This is a genomic window from Nocardia sp. CC213A (assembly GCF_030766805.1).
GTDB lineage: Bacteria > Actinomycetota > Actinomycetes > Mycobacteriales > Mycobacteriaceae > Nocardia > Nocardia otitidiscaviarum.
In genome coordinates this window covers 85,353-102,086 of record NZ_JASFXA010000015.1, presented here as the reverse complement: position 1 = coordinate 102,086, position 16,734 = coordinate 85,353, and the positions used below count along the sequence as shown (strand labels likewise).

Here is a 16,734-nt window from a genome sequence, read left to right as displayed (position 1 = left end):
GAGAGGCGGCCGAACTCAGCCCTCGTCGCCGGTGAGCCAGCGGCGGCCCTGCTGTTCGGCGTCGGCCGCGGCCTGACGACGGCGCTCCTCGGCCTCCAGATGCACGACGGTGCGGCTCCACACGACGCGAATCCAGTGGAAGGTGAGCACGATCGCGGCGATGGCCGCCAGGATCAGGCCGATGCCGGGACCCGAGCCCTCGTAGTTGCCCAGGCCGGGGGTCTGGCGGTGCCAGATGGAGAAGACGCCGAACACGCTGGCGATGGCGGTGCCCGCGGTGGCGATCCAGGCCAGCACCCAGCGGCGGGTGGTCAGGGCGGCCAGGGAGAAGCCGATGCCGAACACCACCACGAACCACACGAAGATCCGGGAGGGCAGGCCGATGTGCTCGTCCTGGGCGACCGCATCGTAGAGCAGCACGTCGAAGCCGCGGGCGGCCCCGGCGTGCGGCAGCACCAGCGAGAGCAACAGCACGAACACCGCGCCGGCGACCACCAGGGCGCGCACGCCCGGATCGATCTCACCGGCGATCTTGCGTTCCACCGCCTCCAGATCGCCGCGGAACTGCTCGAACTCCTGGCTGCCCTGCTCGGCTGACTTCATCGTCTCCTCGTTCGGGTCGGGGGTCGTGGGCTCGTCGCCGTGCCGATCGCTCATCGCGCGCTCACAGCCCGCAGCCGCTGTCGCAGCCCGACGACACGGCGGGCAGCGGTCCGGGTGCGCCGATGCGCGGCAGTCCCAGGCCGACGCCGATGGGTGCGGTCTTCGGGGTGACGCCACGCTCGTGGGCGTCGCCCGCGCGGGTGCGGCGATGGTCGCGCACCACGCTGTCGGCGATGAGATGGTGCGGGGCCGCACCGGTGATGTCGACGGTGACCAGATCGCCGGGACGGATCTCGGTGCCGGGCGCGGGATCGGCGGGCGGCCGGAAGTGCACCAGGCGGCCGTCGCGGGCGCGGCCGCTCATGCGCGCGGTGGCGGCGTTCTTCTTGCCCGCGCTGCTCTCGGCCACCAGCAGTTCCACCTCGGTGCCGACCAGTGCCTGATTGGCCTCCATGCAGATCCGCTCCTGCAACTCGATGAGCCGCATATAGCGTTCCTGCACCACGTCCTTGGGCAGCTGATCGGGCATCTCGGCGGCCGGGGTGCCGGGGCGGATGGAGTACTGGAAGGTGTAGGCGCTGGTGAACCGCGCCTGCCGCACCACATCCAGGGTCTCCTGGAAATCCTCCTCGGTCTCGCCCGGGAAGCCGACGATGATGTCGGTGGTGATGGCGGCGTGCGGCATGGCCGCCCGCACCTTCTCGATGATGCCCAGGTACTTGGACTTGCGGTAGGAGCGCCGCATGGCCTTGAGCACGCGATCGGAACCGGACTGCAACGGCATGTGCAGCTGCGGGCACACGTTCGGCGTCTCGGCCATGGCCTCGATCACGTCGTCGGTGAACTCGGCCGGATGTGGGGAGGTGAAGCGCACCCGCTCCAGGCCCTCGATGGATCCGCAGGCGCGCAGCAGTTTGGCGAAGGCGCCGCGATCGCGCGGTTCGTTCGGATCGGCGAAGGAGACGCCGTAGGAGTTGACGTTCTGCCCGAGCAGCGTCACCTCCATGACGCCCTGGTCGACCAGCGCCTGCACCTCGGCCAGCACGTCGCCGGGACGGCGGTCCACCTCCTTGCCGCGCAGCGACGGCACGATGCAGAAGGTGCAGGTGTTGTTGCAGCCCACCGAGATCGACACCCAGCCCGCGTACGCGGATTCGCGCTTGGCGGGCAGCGAGGACGGGAACGCCTCGAGCGCCTCCATGATCTCCACCTGCGCCTCGCTGTTGTGGCGGGCGCGTTCCAGCAGCACCGGCAGCGAACCGATGTTGTGGGTGCCGAACACCACGTCCACCCAGGGGGCCTTCCGCACGACGGTGTCGCGGTCCTTCTGGGCCAGGCAGCCACCGACGGCGATCTGCATGCCCGGACGTTCGGCCTTGATGGGCGCGAGGTGGCCGAGGGTGCCGTACAGCTTGTTGTCGGCGTTCTCGCGCACCGCGCAGGTGTTGAACACGACGAGATCGGCGGTGTCACCGGGTGCGGCCTTGGCGTACCCGGCATCCTCGAGCAGACCGGACAGCCGCTCGGAGTCGTGCACGTTCATCTGGCAGCCGTAGGTGCGCACCTCGTAGGTGCGCACGACATCGACGTCCACCGAGTCACGTGCGGAAACCAGCCCCAACGAATTCACCCGTCCAGGGTACGGGCTCCGATTCGCGGCCGTTCCACCCCATGGGATCAGCGTGACCCGTCTCTCTCCCGTCACCGCGGCGTCAATCCTCGGTTACGGCGGGGTGTCGAGTCCGGGCGGTTGTGGCGTCACGGGGGCCAAAGGCGAGCATTTCGGGCAACGGCCCTCTAAGGTCACTGGTCATGACCGACGCCGCCACACCCGTCACCGCCGACGCGCCGATGATCTCGATGCAGACCGTGGACAAGCATTTCGGGGCTCTGCACGTCCTGCAGGACATCAACCTCGAAGTGCCCAGGGGCCAGGTCGTCATCGTGGTGGGTCCGTCCGGCTCCGGTAAGTCCACGCTGTGCCGCACCATCAACCGGCTCGAGACCATCGACTCCGGCACCATCGCCATCGACGGGGTGCGGTTGCCCGACGAGGGCAAGGCCCTGGCGCGGCTGCGCGCCGATGTGGGCATGGTGTTCCAGAGCTTCAATCTGTTCGCGCACAAGACCATTCTCGAGAACGTCATGCTCGCGCCGGTGAAGGTGCGCCGGATGGACAGGACGAAGGCGCGCGCCCGCGCCATGGAACTGCTCGAACGGGTCGGCATCGCCAATCAGGCCGACAAGTATCCCGCCCAGCTGTCGGGCGGTCAGCAGCAGCGCGTCGCCATCGCTCGCGCGCTGGCCATGGACCCCAAGGTGATGCTGTTCGACGAGCCCACCTCCGCGCTCGACCCCGAAATGGTGTCCGAGGTTCTCGAGGTCATGGTGCAGCTGGCCAAGGACGGCATGACCATGGTGGTGGTCACCCACGAGATGGGTTTCGCGCGGCGCGCGGGCAACCGGGTGCTGTTCATGGCGGACGGTCAGATCGTCGAGGACACCGATCCGGACACGTTCTTCACCGCGCCCAAATCAGAACGCGCGAAAGATTTCCTCGGCAAGATTCTCAGCCACTAACCACTCCGCCACTTCACGAGAGAGAAGGATTCAGATGAGGATCACCCAAGCGCTGCGGCTAGCCGTCGGGGCCGTCGCCCTGACCGTGGTCGCCAGCGGCTGCGGCGGCGGCAGCGACAAGACCGCCACGGAGAACGCCGCCGACGGCAACCTCACCATCGGCATCAAGTACGACCAGCCGGGTCTGGGACTGCGGGAGAAAGACGGCTCCTTCAGCGGTTTCGATGTCGACGTCGCCACCTATGTGGCCGAGAAGTTGGGCGTGTCCCCGGAGAACATCACCTTCAAGGAAGCGCCGTCGGCCCAGCGCGAGACGCTGATCCAGAACGGGCAGGTGGACTTCATCGCCGCCACCTACTCCATCACCGACAAGCGCAAGGAGAAGGTCGACTTCGCCGGGCCGTACTTCATTACCGGCCAGTCGTTGCTGGTGCGCTCGGACAACACCGACATCACCGGCGCGGAGTCGCTGAGCGGCAACAAGAAGCTGTGCTCGGTCAAGGGCTCCACCCCGGCGCAGAACGTGAAGGACAAGTACGCCAAGGACGTTCAGCTTCAGGAGTACGACACCTACTCACTGTGCGTGGAGGCGCTGAAGGCCGGTGCCGTCGACGCCGTCACCACCGACGACATCATCCTGCGCGGGTACGCGGCGCAGAACCCGGGCGCGCTGAAGGTCGTCGGTGACACCTTCACCGTCGAGAAGTACGGCATCGGTGTGAAGAAGGGCGACACCGAATCCCGCCAGAGGATCAACGACGCGATCGAGGACATGATCACCAGCGGCGCCTGGCAGGCCGCGCTGGAGAAGAATTTCGGTTCCACCGGAATCCAGATCCCCGAGCCGCCGCAGCTGGACCGGTACTGAGTTGACCGTGCGTGCCGGGCGGGGACGTACCCGCCCGGCACGCGACGTATTTCGATCGGAGGGATGCGCACGCCGTGTTCGATTTGATCTCTGAGTATTCCGACCAGCTGCTCGACGCGTTCTGGGTGACCATCAAGCTGACGGTCTTCTCCGGGGTGCTCGCGCTGGTCCTCGGCACGATCATCGCCGCCATGCGGGTCGCGCCGGTACCCGTGGCACGCTGGGTCGGCACGGCGTACGTGACGATTTTCCGCAACACCCCGCTGACGTTGATCATCGTCATCTGCTCGCTCGGCCTCTACTTCCAGCTCGGTATCAAACTCGCCGGTGAGGGGCCGAACGACCTCGCGGAGAACAACTTCCGCTGGGCGGTCGTCGGATTGGGGGTCTACACGGCGGCTTTCGTGTGCGAGTCGCTGCGCTCGGGCATCAACACGGTGCACCTGGGGCAGTCGGAGGCGGGCCGCTCGCTCGGCTTCACGTTCTCGCAGAATCTGCGACTCATCGTGCTGCCGCAGGCTTTTCGCTCGGTGATCGCACCCCTGGGCAGCGTGCTCATCGCACTGACCAAGAACTCCACGGTCGCGGCCGCCATCGGTGTCGGTGAGGCCGCCCTGCTCATGTCGGAGATGATCGAGGTGGAGGCCGCGCCGCTGGCCGTCGGCGCCATCTTCGCCTTCGGCTTCGTCGTCCTGACCCTGCCCACCGGTCTGCTGTTCGGCTGGCTGGCCAAGCGATACGAGGTGGCCCGATGAGCGCCGTATCCGTTCTCTACGACGCACCCGGTCCCAAGGCGCGCATGCGCTACTGGCTGTACACGGCCGTGGTCGTGGCGGCGGTGGCGGCGCTGGCCTGGGTGGTCTACAGCGGCCTGGACGCTCAGGGCCAGTGGGCCGCCGACAAGTGGGAGCCCTTCCTGGACGCGCAGATCTGGGAGACCTACCTGCTTCCGGGTATTCGGGGCACCCTGGTGGCGGCGGCACTGTCGATCGCCTTCGCACTCGTGCTCGGCATGCTGTTCGGCATTCTGCGGCTGTCGGATCACCGCAGCGTGCGCATCGTGGCGGGCACCGTGGTGGAGATCGCCCGCGCCATCCCGGTGCTGATCCTGATGATCTTCCTGTTCGCGGTCTACGCCGAGTACAACGTCTTCCCCAACGACCGGCTCGCGCTCGCCGCCGTGGTGACTGCGTTGACCATCTACAACGGCTCCGTCATCGCCGAGATCGTGCGCTCCGGCATCAAATCGCTGCCCAAGGGGCAGACCGAGGCTGCCGTGGCGCTCGGCATGCGCAAGTCCCAGGTGATGACCGCCATCCTGCTGCCGCAGGCGATCACCGCCATGCTGCCCGCGCTGATATCACAGATGGTGGTGGCGCTGAAGGATTCGGCGCTGGGCTACCTCATCGGCTACGTCGAGGTCGTGCGCTCCGGACAGCAGCTCGGGTCGGCGCAGGGCAATACCTTCCAGGCGCTGCTGGTCATCGCGGCCATCATGATCGCCCTCAACTACACTCTGACCGTGGTGGCGACCCGGGTCGAGCGGTGGTTGCGCACCCGCAAGCGCGGCGGGCGGCCCGCGATCGGCGCGGACAACGCCACCGCCGCCGCGCCGCCCGGAATGGATATCACCCTCACCAAGAAGGACTGAATCAAGAAGGACTGAATTCGGTTCGGCGACCGCGTTCCCGCACCTCGAATGGACCCCGCTTCGCAGCCGCGGAGCGGGGTTCACCGCTGCAGCCGGGGTTCACCGCTGCAGCGGGGGTCAACGGCTGCGGAGCACGGCTCGATCGCGCGGCGTCACCCGCTCCCCTTGGGCCGCACGGGAAGCTCGTTCATGCCGCGCATCAGCACGCTGGTCTGCCATGCGGGCGTGAATGCCGCATCGGCCAATTCCAGGTGCGGGAAGCGGCGCAGCAAGGCCCGGAAGGCGATATCGGCCTCCAGTCGGGCCAGCGGGGCGCCGACGCAGAAGTGGATGCCGTGGCCGAAGGCCAGGTGCCCGGATGTGTTTCCGTCGATATCGAGGTCCGGTCCGGAGTCGTAACGGGACGGGTCGCGATTGGCGGCGGCCAGGGCGATGTAGACGAATTCCCCTGCGGGAATATCGATTCCGGCAATGCGGACGGGTTCGGCGGTGTAGCGGATGGTGGACCAGCCGACCGGGCCGTCGTAGCGCAGGAACTCCTCCACGGCGGCGGGCACCCGGTCCGGATGTTCGCGCAGCGTCTCCCACTGGGATCGGTTCCGCAGCAGGGCGTAGGTGCCGTTGCCGATCAGGTTGACCGTCGTCTCGTGCCCGGCGACCAGCAGCAGGAACGCCATGGCCACCAGTTCCCGCTCGTCGAGCCGGTCGCCGTCCTCGGCGGCGTGCACCAGATCGGAGAACAGGTCGTCACCCGGATCGGCGCGCTTGTCGGCCATGAGCTGGTTCAGGTACTCCGACATGCCCAGCGTGGCGGCCTCCCGCTCCTCCACCCGATTCCCGGAGGAGACCAGCACCCGGGTCCACGCCTGGAAGTCGGCGCGGGCGTCCAACGGTATGCCCAGCAGTTCGCAGATCACCGTGACCGGCAGCGGGTTCGCGAAGACCCGCATGAGATCGACCTCGTCGTGTGCGGACATCTCGTCGAGCAGACCTGCGGTGATCGCCTCGATGCGGGGGCGCAGGGTGGCGACGCGGCGCGGCAGGAACGCCTTGTTCACCAGTTTCCGCAGCCGGGTGTGCTCGGGCGGATCGCTGTTGAGCATGTGCGCGGCCAGCGCCTGGGCGTTCGAATCCGACAGGGTCCGCACATTCTTGGCGCGGAACAGGGCGTAGAGGTCGTCGGCGTTCTTGCGCAACCGGGGGTCGGCCAGGGCCGCGCGGCCCTCGGCGTGGCCGATGATCACCCAGCAGGGGGCGCCGCCCGGAAAGCGCACCCGGTGCACCGGACCGTGGGCACGCCAGCGGTCGTAGTACCGGTGCGGATCGGCGTGGAAGTCCTCGCCCACTACCTCGATCGATTCGGTGGTACCGCTGTCGACCATGTCATCCTCCTGACCACCGCGACCCACGGCCGCGCCCCACCTGTCCACCACGAAGAGATCCGGCGGCGACCACGCTACCGAAACGCTTGGTGGGACGCCGTTTTCGCTGTTGGGGAGGGGTACGCCCGCATCATCGGGACGGGTACGCACACATCATCGGGGACGGCTGCGCACGGCCCGGGACGGGGGCGAGGGCGACGGTGATGTTGTCGCTGCCGCCTTGGCGGATGGCGAAATCGACCAGGGCGCGGGCCTCCGACAGCCCGACCGGGCCGGTCGCGCCCGCCGGACCGAAGGTGCAGTCCCCCAGCGCCTCGGCCTCGGGCAGGTAGTTCCACAGGCCGTCGCTGCACAGCAGCAGCGCGCCCGGGCCGGTGGCGTACAGGGAGCGCACACAGTCGTCCGCCCACGGGGTGGTGCCGATATCGGCACCGAGCCAGCGGGTGAGAGTGTGCGCCCCACGCATACTCATGGCGGTGCGCTCGTCCACACCACTGATCTTGATGAAGTCCTGGGCGAGGGAGTCGTCATCGGTGAGGCGACGTGAACCGGCGAGCGCGGCCGCCCCAGGCGTCCCCGCCGCACCGGACGCAGCGGGGACGCCGGGCGGAGCGGGGACGCCGGGCGCAGAATCATCGGCGTGAGCAGTGTCAGCAGTGGGCACCGCGGGTGTTGCGGCAGCGGCACGCACGGTGGGGGCGCTGGGCACGGTGGGGGCGGTGGGGGTGAGCCAGTAGGCTCGGCTGTCGCCGACGCTGGCGACCGTGATGCGGGTGCCGTTCGGGTCCGGGACCAGCACGGCCGAGAGGTAGGTGCACGACGGGGCGCGGCCCTCGGGGGTTCCGACCGCGCGCACCGCTTTGGCGGCCGCCGACAGTCCGGCCAAGGTCGCCTCCTCGAGCGTCGCGCCCGCGCCGAGCGCCGCCAGGTTGGCCGCGACACCGGCGCGTGCCGCCGCGCCCGAGGCGGCCTGCGGGTCTTCGGAGGTGGATACGCCGTCGCACACCACGATCACGGTCACGCCGGGCTCCCCGGGCACCGTCGAGTCGAGCACGGCCACCGCGACCGAGTCCTCGTTGTGCTCGTGCACCAGTCCGCGGTCGGTGACGACACATACCGTCCCGAGGTCCGCCTCGAACCGATCCTGCCGCGGGCTCGGCATTCCGCAGCCCACGCAGGATCCGGTGTGGTCGTAGTGCTCCGCGCGGCAGCCGGTGCACGGTCCGGCGGGCCGGTCCCGGTCCGGCAAAGCCACCCGCCGAATACGCGTCGGCGGCCCGGCCGATACGCCGGAGCGGTCCGTCGCGGGTGACGCGCCGTGTCCGGGATTCGGGATCACCGTCGCGGTGTCGGGCTCGGCGTCGGTGGGCACCACTGCCGCGGCGTTGTCGCTCGGCGGCGCGGCCGCCGCCTCGCGAACGACGGGTGCTTCGGCAGCGGGTACGGATGCATCGGTCACAGGCGCGGTTTCCTCGGGGACAGGCCCGACCACGGCGCGATCGGGCTGAGTTGACTCGGAGACCCGCTCGGCGGCCTCGTGACCGGGCCGAGCCGTATCGGGTGCGGCCCCGGCAGAACCCGGGGCCGGAGTGGATTGGGCGGCCGGATCGGACATGGCGGGACCGGACACCGCCGCGCCGGGCGCTGCCGGACCGGGCATTGCCGCGCCGGGCACTTCCGGACCGGACACTTCCGGACCGGGCACTTCCGGATCGGGCACTTCCGGATCGGGCACTTCCGGACCGGACACAGCCGGACCGGACACAGCCGGACCGGACACAGCCGGACCGGACACAGCCGGACCGGACACAGCCGGACCGGACACAGCCGGACCGGACACAGCCGGACCGGACACAGCCGGACCGGGCGGCTCCGGATCGGGAGTGGGCGGGTTCGGCTCGGCGGCCGACTCACCGGTCACCGGAGGGCCTCGTATCCGTGGTGGTGGCGGCCGTGCCGCATGGGTGAATCGTCGGGAGGCGCAAGCCGGTCCGCCGGTTCGCGGCAGCGCTCGGTGCCGTCGGCCGGTCGCGTCGCTCAGCCGATATGCGCACCAGATCTCCTCGATCGCGTACAGCACAGTCGATTTCCTGGCAACCATACCGACGGTCATCGGCATGATGACCATCCATCGCCCCCACCCGGCATCCCGGTTCGCGTCTCGCTACCGGTAGACGAGGTCCCATTCTCCCACCCCCGCTATCGTCCGGCCGCAGCCGTCTTCCGCGATAGTAGACGAGACATTCCGACCGCGCGCTCGATTAATTCGCCACCCATGGGGTGAATCCAGTGGCGATCGTCAGTGCGAGTCGGTTTCGGCGAGATCCCGGTCGGCCAGTTCCGCTTTCACCACCGTGAAGGCGGTGGACTGGTTGTATCCGCGCCGCGCCAGCATCCCGACCAACCGGCGAATGGTCTTCTCCCGATCCAGATCTCGCGGCACAGTGCGCAATTTGCGCCGCACCAGCTCGGTGGCGCGCTCGTGCTCGTCCTCGGCGCTGATCCCGGCCAGTGCCGATTCCGCGTCCTCCGGCGCGACCCCCTTGCGCCGCAATTCCTGCGCGAGCGCCTTCTTCCCTTTTCCGGAGAAGGTATGCCGCGAGTGCACCCACTGCTCGGCGAACGCCGCGTCGTCGATCAGCCCCACCTCGGCCAAACGATCCAGCGCCCGTCCCGCCACCTCGGCGGAGAAACCCTTCGCCGCCAGCCGATCCGCCAACTCCGCCCGGCTCCGGGCCCGATCGGTCAACAGCCGCAGGCACACCTCCTTGGCCTGTGCCTCGGTCCCACCCCCGGGCAGCCCCTCCCCCGGCTCACCCCCACCGTCCGATCGCCGCCGCGCCCCACGGCCCCGACCGCGCCCCCTTTCGGACTCCTCGGGCTCACTGCCCGGTCCAGCGAAATCCGAACCGCCCCGTTCCCCCTCGACACCGCCGCGCTCCTCCTCCAAGGCAGCGGAATCGGGCTCCGCACCGATATCCGCGCGCCGATATCGCTTGCCGCGCCGATGCGAGCCCTCGGGGGTCTCGAAGGTGCCGGAGGGAGCGCGACGCCGCCGCGCTGTCGCCGAATACGGCTGCTCCGCAGCGGGTTCGGCATCGTGCCCCGCATCGGGCGCGGCCGATTGCCGCCGCGCCGGGGTGCGGTGCGGGGTGGATTCCTCCGGATACCCGTCCTCGGCCTCGTCCTCATCCGGGTGGCGGCCGTAGGTTTCGGCGCTGTAGACGCCGCTGCCGTAGCGCGCGAGGTGCGATGGCTTGTCCGCCTTACGGGTGCGGGCTTCGATGGCGTCGAGTTGGCGGCGGAGGCGTTCCACCGCTTCCAGACGGGTGTTGCCGAGCCCCGGCGAGGCGGGCCGGGGCTCGGGGGTGTCCCGATCGGTCATCGAGGGATCAGAAGTCGGCCGGGGCCTCGTCGCCCACGGTCACATCCGCGCCGATGCCGAGCTTCTCCTTGATCTTCTTCTCGATCTCGTCGCGCACGTCGGTGTTCTCCAGCAGGAACTTGCGGGCGTTCTCCTTGCCCTGCCCGAGCTGATCGCCCTCGTAGGTGTACCAGGAGCCGGACTTGCGGATGAAGCCCTGCTCGACACCCATATCGATGATGGAGCCCTCCTTGGAGATGCCCACACCGTAGAGGATGTCGAACTCGGCCTGCTTGAACGGCGGGCTGACCTTGTTCTTGACGACCTTCACGCGGGTGCGGTTGCCGACCGCGTCGGAGCCGTCCTTGAGGGTCTCGATACGGCGCACGTCCAGGCGCACCGAGGCGTAGAACTTCAGTGCCTTACCGCCGGTGGTCGTTTCGGGTGAGCCGAACATGACGCCGATCTTCTCGCGCAACTGGTTGATGAAAATAGCGGTGGTGCCGGAGTTGTTGAGCGCGGAGGTCATCTTGCGCAACGCCTGGCTCATCAGGCGGGCCTGCAGACCGACGTGGCTGTCACCCATCTCGCCCTCGATCTCGGCGCGCGGCACCAGGGCGGCCACCGAGTCGATGACGATGATGTCGATGGCGCCGGAGCGCACCAGCATGTCGGCGATCTCCAGGGCCTGCTCACCGGTGTCGGGCTGGGAGACCAGCAGCGCGTCGGTGTCGACGCCCAGCTTGCGGGCGTAGTCCGGATCGAGCGCGTGCTCGGCGTCGATGAAGGCCGCCACGCCACCCTGGGCCTGCGCGTTGGCTACCGCGTGCAGGGCGACGGTGGTCTTACCGGAGGATTCCGGACCGTAGACCTCGACGATGCGGCCGCGCGGCAGACCGCCGAGACCGAGGGCGACGTCGAGGGCGATGGACCCCGTCGGAATCACCGCAATGGGCTGGCGGGCCTCCTCGCCCAGGCGCATGACCGCGCCCTTGCCGAAGCTCTTCTCGACCTGCGCCAACGCCAGTTCGAGCGCCTTGTCGCGGTCAAAAGCCTGTGGTGCCATCGTCTGGTCCCCTTCTCGACGGGTGAGTCTCAATCTGTGGTTGGCGCCCACGGTAGAGGGCGGCACCGACAAGTTCCGCCGCCGAGCTTAGACGAACAGGTGTTCGATGCAAGCGACGCGCCCCTCGACACGCGGATCGGTCGGGCGACCCGCCGCGCACGATCGGCTACCGGGGGTCGACGACCGACCGTACCCAGCGCAGACTCGGCCCCAGACAGTGGTCCCGAGCGGTGGCGAACAGCCGCACGCCGGCCGGTCCCGGCCAGTCCGGGGGCAGCATGCGCTCGGGCAGTCCGGGATCGAGGTAGGGAATGGTCCGCCATTCGTCCAGCAGCGGGACGAAGATCCGGAACGCCCGCTCGTCGTCACCGCCCCACCGCAGCGCCGCCGCACCCCGATCACCCGCCGCCCCGTCGGCGGCACGCTTCTCGACCGCGTCACCGGCCGTGTCGTCGGCGAAGCCCCTGCCGTGGTGCGCGAGGAAGGTCCGGTACCGCCCGGCGAGGCCGTCCAGATCCCACCACTGCGCCGCGGCGGTACGCGGCGTCGTCGGCACGGCCATGTCGGTGGCGCGGAAGGTGGTCACGTACTCGTCGAGTCCGAGTGCGGTGACGATGGCCGCGGCCTCGTCGGCGAGATAGTGCGGGCAGATCCACAGCCCGGGCGCGACCGTCCCGCAGCCGATGGCGGACAGCCTGCGGCGCAGCTGATGTCGCGCCGCGCGCGCCGATTCCGGAATGCCGAAACAGATCAGCTGCCAGGGATCGTCCTCGCCCATCCGCCGGAAGCCGAAGATGCGGGCGTCTCCCCGGGCGTACATGGCCTCGGCGGCCGGGGTGAGACGGTATCCGCTGCGGCCGCCGCGTATTTCGGCATCGAGCACGCCCTTACCCTTCAACCGGGTGACCGCCGTGCGCGCGCTCTGCTCGGGCACCCCGAGTGCGGCGAGCAGCTCGCCGAAATCGGCGATGGCGATCCAGCCACCGAGTTCGCGCACGTACGCGCCCAGCACGGTCCGCGCCAGCGAGGTGACACTGCCGGGCCGGGAATCGATGTCGTCGAGGATGGCGCCGACGGCGTGGAGTTCAGACATCGGGATCGGCGTCGAGCTCGTCGCGGATGGCGGTCACTCCGGCGAGCACCTCACCGAACGTGGTGCTCAGCGGGCTCAGGCCCAGGCGGATACCGTGCGGCCGACGGAAATCGGGCATGACGCCACGCTGCCACAGCCGCGCGGTGATCTCCCGGAACCGAGGGTGGTCGATGGTGACGTGCCCGCCGCGCCGGGCCGGATCGATGGGCGAGGACACCGTCACGCCTCGGGGCAGCAGCCATTCCCGCACGAGTTCGAGCGCGAACTCGGTGAGCGCCACCGACTTCGCGCGCACCCGCGGCATCCCGGCCGCCTCGATGAGGTCGAGCATGTCCTGGATCGGGAGCATCCCCACGATGCCGGGACTGGCGCTGATCACCCGCCGGATGCCGGGCGCGGGCACGTAACCCTGTGCCATGTCGAAGGGATTCTCCCGGCCCATCCAGCCCCAGATCGGCTGCCGGAAATCGGCCAGATGGTCGGCGCGCACATAGGCGAAGGCCGGAGATCCGGGCCCGCCGTTGAGGTACTTGTAGGTGCATCCGGCCGCGAAATCGACTCCCCAGGTGTCGAGTTCGATCTCCACCGCGCCGGCGGAATGACACAGGTCGAGCAGCAGCATGGCCCCGGCGGCGTGCGTGACGGCGGTGAGAGCGGGCGCGTCGAGCAGATAGCCGGAGCGGTAGGCGACATGGCTGAGCACCACCAGCGCGGTGCGTTCGGAGACCACCGCGGCCAGGTCCGCGGCGGTGACACCGCCGTCGACGTCGGCGTCGATCCAGCGCAGCGTCATATCGCTCTCGGCGGCAATGGATTCCATCAGATAGCGGTCGGTGGGGAAGTTGTCGCGGTCGAGCACGATCTCGGTGCGTCCGGGCCGCATGGCCAGCGCGCCGCGCGCGAGCTTGTAGAGGAGCACGCTGGTGGAGTCGCCCACGGTGGTCTGTCCGGGCGCGGTGCCCAGCAGGGTGCCGCCGATCCGGTCGCCGAGGGTCAGCGGCAGCTCGAACCACTCCTCGTCCCAGCCTCGAATGAGTCTGCGGCCCCACGCCTCGGTCACGAACGCGGACAGGCGTTCGGCGGTGCGGCGGGTGGGGCGGCCGAGGGAGTTGCCGTCGAGATAGGCGACGATCTCCGGATCGTCGTGGCCGACGAACTCGCCCGGATACGCCGCCAGCGGATCGGCGGCGTCGAGAGCCGTTGCCCGAGCGGTGAAATCGGTGTCGCTGCGGGTCATGAGGCTCCCGTTTCGGTGCGGACGGCGAAGAGTTCCGGAAAGAAGCTGACCTCGAGAGCGCGGCGCAGGAAACCCGCGCCACTGGTTCCCCCGGTCCCCCGCGCGGACCCGATGGTCCGCAGCACCGTCCGCAGATGCCGGAACCGCCACAGCTGGAAGTTCTCCTCCAGGTCGACCAGTTCCTCGAAGGTCTCGTAGACCGACCAATACTGCCGCGGGGCTCGATACACCGATGTCACCAAGGGGAGCAGCGCGGGATCGAGTTCGTAGCGTCCGGTGACATCCCGCTCCAGCGTCGACCGCGGCACCTCCAGTCCGGTGCGCGCCAGGTGCCGCCAGAAGGCGTCGTAGAGCGTGGGTTCGGAGACCAGTGCCGTCAACTCCGCGGCGGCCTGCGGTTCGTCGGCGAAAACGGCCAGAATCGCGGGATTCTTGTTGCCGAGAATGAATTCCACGGCTCGGTACTGATACGACTGGAACCCTGAGGAGTTCCCGAGAGCTCCCCGAAACCGCGCGTACTCGGTGGGAGTCAGCGTCGCCAGCACCGACCACTGCTCGGTCAGCGTCTGCTGGATGTGTTTCACGCGCGCGATGCCCTTGAGCGCGATATCGGGCGCATCATCGTCGAAAGCCGCACGCGCCGCGCGTATCTCGTGCAGCACCAATTTCAGCCACAGTTCCGTGGTCTGGTGCTGAATGATGAACAGCATTTCATCGTGCTGCGGCGGCCTGCTGACCGGATGCTGCGCACCGAGCAGCGTCTCCAGGTCCAGATAGGTGCTGTAGGTCATGGCGGTCCCCACTCAGACGGTGCCGACCACCTCAGGTTAATACATAACTGTGACGTCCGCCACGAATATGCAATACGGGCAGGCTGTCCGAGCGTGACCATCTCGGTCCGACCCTAGACGCCGCGGAGCGCGACCCAGCCCCCGTCCGAGGCCGGACGGGGGCTTCACGACTGTCACCGGATCGGCAGCAGCGCGTTCTCCTCCTCCGGACCGCGGGGGCCGAAGATGCGGCGGTCGGCTTCGGCGATGGGGGTGTCGTTGATGCTGGCCTCGCGCCGCGACATCAGCCCCTCGGGGGAGAACTCCCACAGCTCGTTGCCGTAGCTGCGGTACCACTGGCCGTCCTCGTCGTGCCATTCGTACTGGAAGCGGACGGCGATGCGGTTCTCCCGGAATCCCCAGAGTTCCTTGCGCAGGGCGTAGCCGTTCTCCTTGGCCCACTTGCGCTTCAGGAAGTCGACGATCTCGGCGCGGCCGGTCATGAACTCATCGCGATTGCGCCACACGGAATCCTCCGTGTACGCCTGCGCGACGGTCTCCGGATCGCGGGTGTTCCAGGCGTTCTCGGCGGCGCGGACCTTGGTCTGGGCCGATTCCAGATCGAACGGGGGCAGTGGGGGTCGCATGGCGAATCCTTTCGGAGAGTGGCTTCAGGGGTTCACGGGAGACAGTTCGGACGCACCCCAGCGCAGCGGGCTGGCACCGGCGATCTCGACGGCCTCGGTGACGGTGAAGTCCACTGTGGCCTGTGAGCCGGGGGCGAATGTCGTGTCGTCCCAGATTATTTCCGCTGTTCCGGTCAGCTGCAGTGTCGAGCCGGTGCGCCAGTCCGGGATCAGCAGTCCGCAGCGGGGGTCGGCGGCGATATTGCCCAGCGTCATGAACATGGAGTTGCCGCGGTAGTCCGGCCACCGCAGGCGCGTGGGCGAGAGCACCTGGAGGAAGCCGGGATTGCCGCCGCGGTGGGAAGCGTCGGCATTGCCGTCCGGATCGGCGGAGGCGATGAAGAAGGTGTCGGCGGCCGTGATCGCCCGCTGCTGCGCGGCGGTCAGCTCGGACGATCGGTGCACGGTCACCGCGGACGCGCCGCTCCAGTCGTCGATGGTGCGGCGGGTGATGTACTTCGGGCAGTTGGAGTACACCTGGTCGGTGGTGATCCGCAGCCCGCGCTCGGTCGGCTCGGTCACGCCGTTGACGCGCATCCGGCGGCGGCGCTGCGGTTGCAGGGCGATCATGCCGATGTGCCGGGTGGAACGCAGGGGTTCGGCGAGCGGATCGGCGGCGGTGGGCAGCGCGTCCACCACGATGGTGCGCTCGTCGGTGGCGCGGGCGAATCCGGCCGGGCCGATCAGCTGGCTCGCCCACAGTCGGCCCGCGTCATCGGCGGCGGCGATCACGACCAGCGGCTGTTCGGCGAGAAAGGCCGCCGCGGTGTGCGGTATCTCGGCGCGGATCATGCGTCCGACATGCTGGGCGATATCGGACTGGCCCATGCGCTGCTGCACGGCCACCTCGCCCGGGTGGTAGCTGGTGGTCATCTCGTTCTCCGGTTTGCGTCCGCCCCGGTGCGGGCTCGGTGCCCGCACCGGGTGAATCGCGATGTCGATCAGAAGAATCCGCAAGTGGGGGCGGAGCCGCTGGGCGCGGGGGCGGCCTCGGCACCACTCGGCGCGTACACCTCGAGCCGGATGCCGTCGGGGTCGCTGAAGAAGATGCCGCCGGAGGAGGCGCCCTCACCATGGGCGACGACGCCGTCGTGGGCGAAGCTCACGTTCAGATCCTTGAGCACCGACTCCACCGACCGCACCTGCTCCAGGCTGTCGACCTGGAACGACAGATGGTGCAGGCCGGGCGTCTTCGCCGAGAACTCGCCATCGCTCTGCTGCCACAGGGTCAGCACCAGCTTGCCGTCGGCGCCGAGGAAGGCGAAGCGCTGCTCGCCCTCGGTGCTCGCGCCGAGCTGCTCGAAGCCGAAGGCGCGGCGGTAGAAGTCCACCGAGCGGGTGAGGTCGGTGACGTTCAAGCCGATGTGGCCGGTGGCGAGCTGGGGTGCGGCGACCGTGGTCATGATTTCCTCCAGGGAAGCTCTAACTAGTTTG

At 68.9% G+C, this 16,734-nt stretch carries 17 protein-coding genes; 4 read left to right on the top strand and 13 right to left on the bottom strand.

What is annotated here, in order from left to right; translation table 11 throughout:
- Positions 1-15: 15 nt before the first annotated feature.
- Positions 16-603: a hypothetical protein gene (locus tag QJS31_RS25380; protein ID WP_306357959.1), complete on the bottom strand. Its 588-nt coding sequence runs from the start codon at positions 601-603 to the stop codon at positions 16-18.
- A 61-nt stretch (positions 604-664) separates the two neighbouring features.
- Positions 665-2,197, bottom strand: coding sequence for a tRNA (N6-isopentenyl adenosine(37)-C2)-methylthiotransferase MiaB (gene miaB, locus QJS31_RS25375; RefSeq protein ID WP_306357958.1), 1,533 nt, complete (start codon positions 2,195-2,197; stop codon positions 665-667).
- Positions 2,198-2,454: 257 nt separating this feature from the next.
- On the opposite strand from miaB, the gene QJS31_RS25370 reads away from it, so the two are divergent.
- The 4 genes from QJS31_RS25370 (at position 2,455) to QJS31_RS25355 (ending at position 5,702) form a co-directional block, all read left to right on the top strand.
- The gene (locus QJS31_RS25370) at positions 2,455-3,183 is read left to right on the top strand and encodes an amino acid ABC transporter ATP-binding protein (protein ID WP_282786560.1); all 729 of its coding nucleotides are present in this window, start codon (positions 2,455-2,457) and stop codon (positions 3,181-3,183) included.
- A 34-nt stretch (positions 3,184-3,217) separates the two neighbouring features.
- Positions 3,218-4,051 (top strand): glutamate ABC transporter substrate-binding protein, encoded by an 834-nt coding sequence (locus QJS31_RS25365; protein WP_306357877.1) that lies wholly within the window; start codon positions 3,218-3,220, stop codon positions 4,049-4,051.
- A 74-nt stretch (positions 4,052-4,125) separates the two neighbouring features.
- Positions 4,126-4,806 (top strand): amino acid ABC transporter permease, encoded by a 681-nt coding sequence (locus QJS31_RS25360; protein ID WP_306357876.1) that lies wholly within the window; start codon positions 4,126-4,128, stop codon positions 4,804-4,806.
- Positions 4,803-5,702 carry an amino acid ABC transporter permease gene (locus QJS31_RS25355; protein ID WP_306357875.1) on the top strand — a complete coding sequence of 300 codons (900 nt, stop codon included), beginning with the start codon at positions 4,803-4,805 and terminating at the stop codon, positions 5,700-5,702. Before QJS31_RS25360 ends, QJS31_RS25355 begins: the two co-directional genes overlap by 4 nt.
- Before the next feature lie 152 nt (positions 5,703-5,854).
- Here the strand turns inward: QJS31_RS25355 and QJS31_RS25350 are convergent, their stop codons facing one another.
- From QJS31_RS25350 to QJS31_RS25305, 11 genes are all read right to left on the bottom strand, one after another.
- Positions 5,855-7,084 (bottom strand): cytochrome P450, encoded by a 1,230-nt coding sequence (locus QJS31_RS25350; RefSeq protein WP_306357874.1) that lies wholly within the window; start codon positions 7,082-7,084, stop codon positions 5,855-5,857.
- Positions 7,085-7,214: 130 nt separating this feature from the next.
- A complete protein-coding gene (locus QJS31_RS25345) occupies positions 7,215-8,543 on the bottom strand; it encodes a PP2C family serine/threonine-protein phosphatase (protein WP_372341812.1) in 1,329 nt (442 codons plus the stop codon).
- The gene (locus tag QJS31_RS37435) at positions 8,540-8,998 is read right to left on the bottom strand and encodes a Cys-every-fifth RiPP peptide CefA (protein WP_372341663.1); all 459 of its coding nucleotides are present in this window, start codon (positions 8,996-8,998) and stop codon (positions 8,540-8,542) included. Before QJS31_RS37435 ends, QJS31_RS25345 begins: the two co-directional genes overlap by 4 nt.
- 385 nt (positions 8,999-9,383) lie before the next feature.
- Entirely contained in the window at positions 9,384-9,884 is a 501-nt protein-coding gene (recX, locus tag QJS31_RS25340; protein WP_282779680.1) for a recombination regulator RecX, read from the bottom strand.
- A gap of 592 nt (positions 9,885-10,476) precedes the next feature.
- Positions 10,477-11,514, bottom strand: a complete 1,038-nt coding sequence (recA, locus tag QJS31_RS25335; protein WP_282779671.1) for a recombinase RecA — start codon at positions 11,512-11,514, stop codon at positions 10,477-10,479.
- A gap of 166 nt (positions 11,515-11,680) precedes the next feature.
- Positions 11,681-12,607, bottom strand: a complete 927-nt coding sequence (locus QJS31_RS25330; RefSeq protein ID WP_306357872.1) for a PaaX family transcriptional regulator C-terminal domain-containing protein — start codon at positions 12,605-12,607, stop codon at positions 11,681-11,683.
- A complete protein-coding gene (locus QJS31_RS25325) occupies positions 12,600-13,844 on the bottom strand; it encodes a kynureninase (RefSeq protein ID WP_306357871.1) in 1,245 nt (414 codons plus the stop codon). Before QJS31_RS25325 ends, QJS31_RS25330 begins: the two co-directional genes overlap by 8 nt.
- Positions 13,841-14,635, bottom strand: a complete 795-nt coding sequence (locus QJS31_RS25320; protein ID WP_306357870.1) for a tryptophan 2,3-dioxygenase — start codon at positions 14,633-14,635, stop codon at positions 13,841-13,843. The genes QJS31_RS25325 and QJS31_RS25320 overlap by 4 nt, the downstream gene beginning before the upstream one ends.
- Positions 14,636-14,808: 173 nt before the next feature.
- Positions 14,809-15,261 (bottom strand): nuclear transport factor 2 family protein, encoded by a 453-nt coding sequence (locus QJS31_RS25315; protein ID WP_039815732.1) that lies wholly within the window; start codon positions 15,259-15,261, stop codon positions 14,809-14,811.
- Between the two features lie 24 nt (positions 15,262-15,285).
- Positions 15,286-16,173, bottom strand: a complete 888-nt coding sequence (locus QJS31_RS25310) for a pyridoxamine 5'-phosphate oxidase family protein (RefSeq protein ID WP_282779662.1) — start codon at positions 16,171-16,173, stop codon at positions 15,286-15,288.
- A gap of 68 nt (positions 16,174-16,241) precedes the next feature.
- The gene (locus QJS31_RS25305; RefSeq protein WP_029928282.1) at positions 16,242-16,703 is read right to left on the bottom strand and encodes a VOC family protein; all 462 of its coding nucleotides are present in this window, start codon (positions 16,701-16,703) and stop codon (positions 16,242-16,244) included.
- Between the last annotated feature and the right edge of the window lie 31 nt (positions 16,704-16,734).

What these genes read in the sequence shown, in the direction of transcription:
- recA (WP_282779671.1), bottom strand. Translation starts at nt 11,514, where the DNA reads ATGGCACCACAGGCTTTTGACCGCGACAAGGCGCTCGAACTGGCGTTG.
- QJS31_RS25315 (WP_039815732.1), bottom strand. Translation starts at nt 15,261, where the DNA reads ATGCGACCCCCACTGCCCCCGTTCGATCTGGAATCGGCCCAGACCAAG.
- QJS31_RS25305 (WP_029928282.1), bottom strand. Translation starts at nt 16,703, where the DNA reads ATGACCACGGTCGCCGCACCCCAGCTCGCCACCGGCCACATCGGCTTG.
- QJS31_RS25355 (WP_306357875.1), top strand. Translation starts at nt 4,803, where the DNA reads ATGAGCGCCGTATCCGTTCTCTACGACGCACCCGGTCCCAAGGCGCGC.
- QJS31_RS25325 (WP_306357871.1), bottom strand. Translation starts at nt 13,844, where the DNA reads ATGACCCGCAGCGACACCGATTTCACCGCTCGGGCAACGGCTCTCGAC.
- QJS31_RS25365 (WP_306357877.1), top strand. Translation starts at nt 3,218, where the DNA reads ATGAGGATCACCCAAGCGCTGCGGCTAGCCGTCGGGGCCGTCGCCCTG.
- QJS31_RS25330 (WP_306357872.1), bottom strand. Translation starts at nt 12,607, where the DNA reads ATGTCTGAACTCCACGCCGTCGGCGCCATCCTCGACGACATCGATTCC.
- QJS31_RS25310 (WP_282779662.1), bottom strand. Translation starts at nt 16,173, where the DNA reads ATGACCACCAGCTACCACCCGGGCGAGGTGGCCGTGCAGCAGCGCATG.
- QJS31_RS25380 (WP_306357959.1), bottom strand. Translation starts at nt 603, where the DNA reads ATGAAGTCAGCCGAGCAGGGCAGCCAGGAGTTCGAGCAGTTCCGCGGC.
- QJS31_RS25370 (WP_282786560.1), top strand. Translation starts at nt 2,455, where the DNA reads ATGATCTCGATGCAGACCGTGGACAAGCATTTCGGGGCTCTGCACGTC.
- QJS31_RS25350 (WP_306357874.1), bottom strand. Translation starts at nt 7,084, where the DNA reads ATGGTCGACAGCGGTACCACCGAATCGATCGAGGTAGTGGGCGAGGAC.
- QJS31_RS25320 (WP_306357870.1), bottom strand. Translation starts at nt 14,635, where the DNA reads ATGACCTACAGCACCTATCTGGACCTGGAGACGCTGCTCGGTGCGCAG.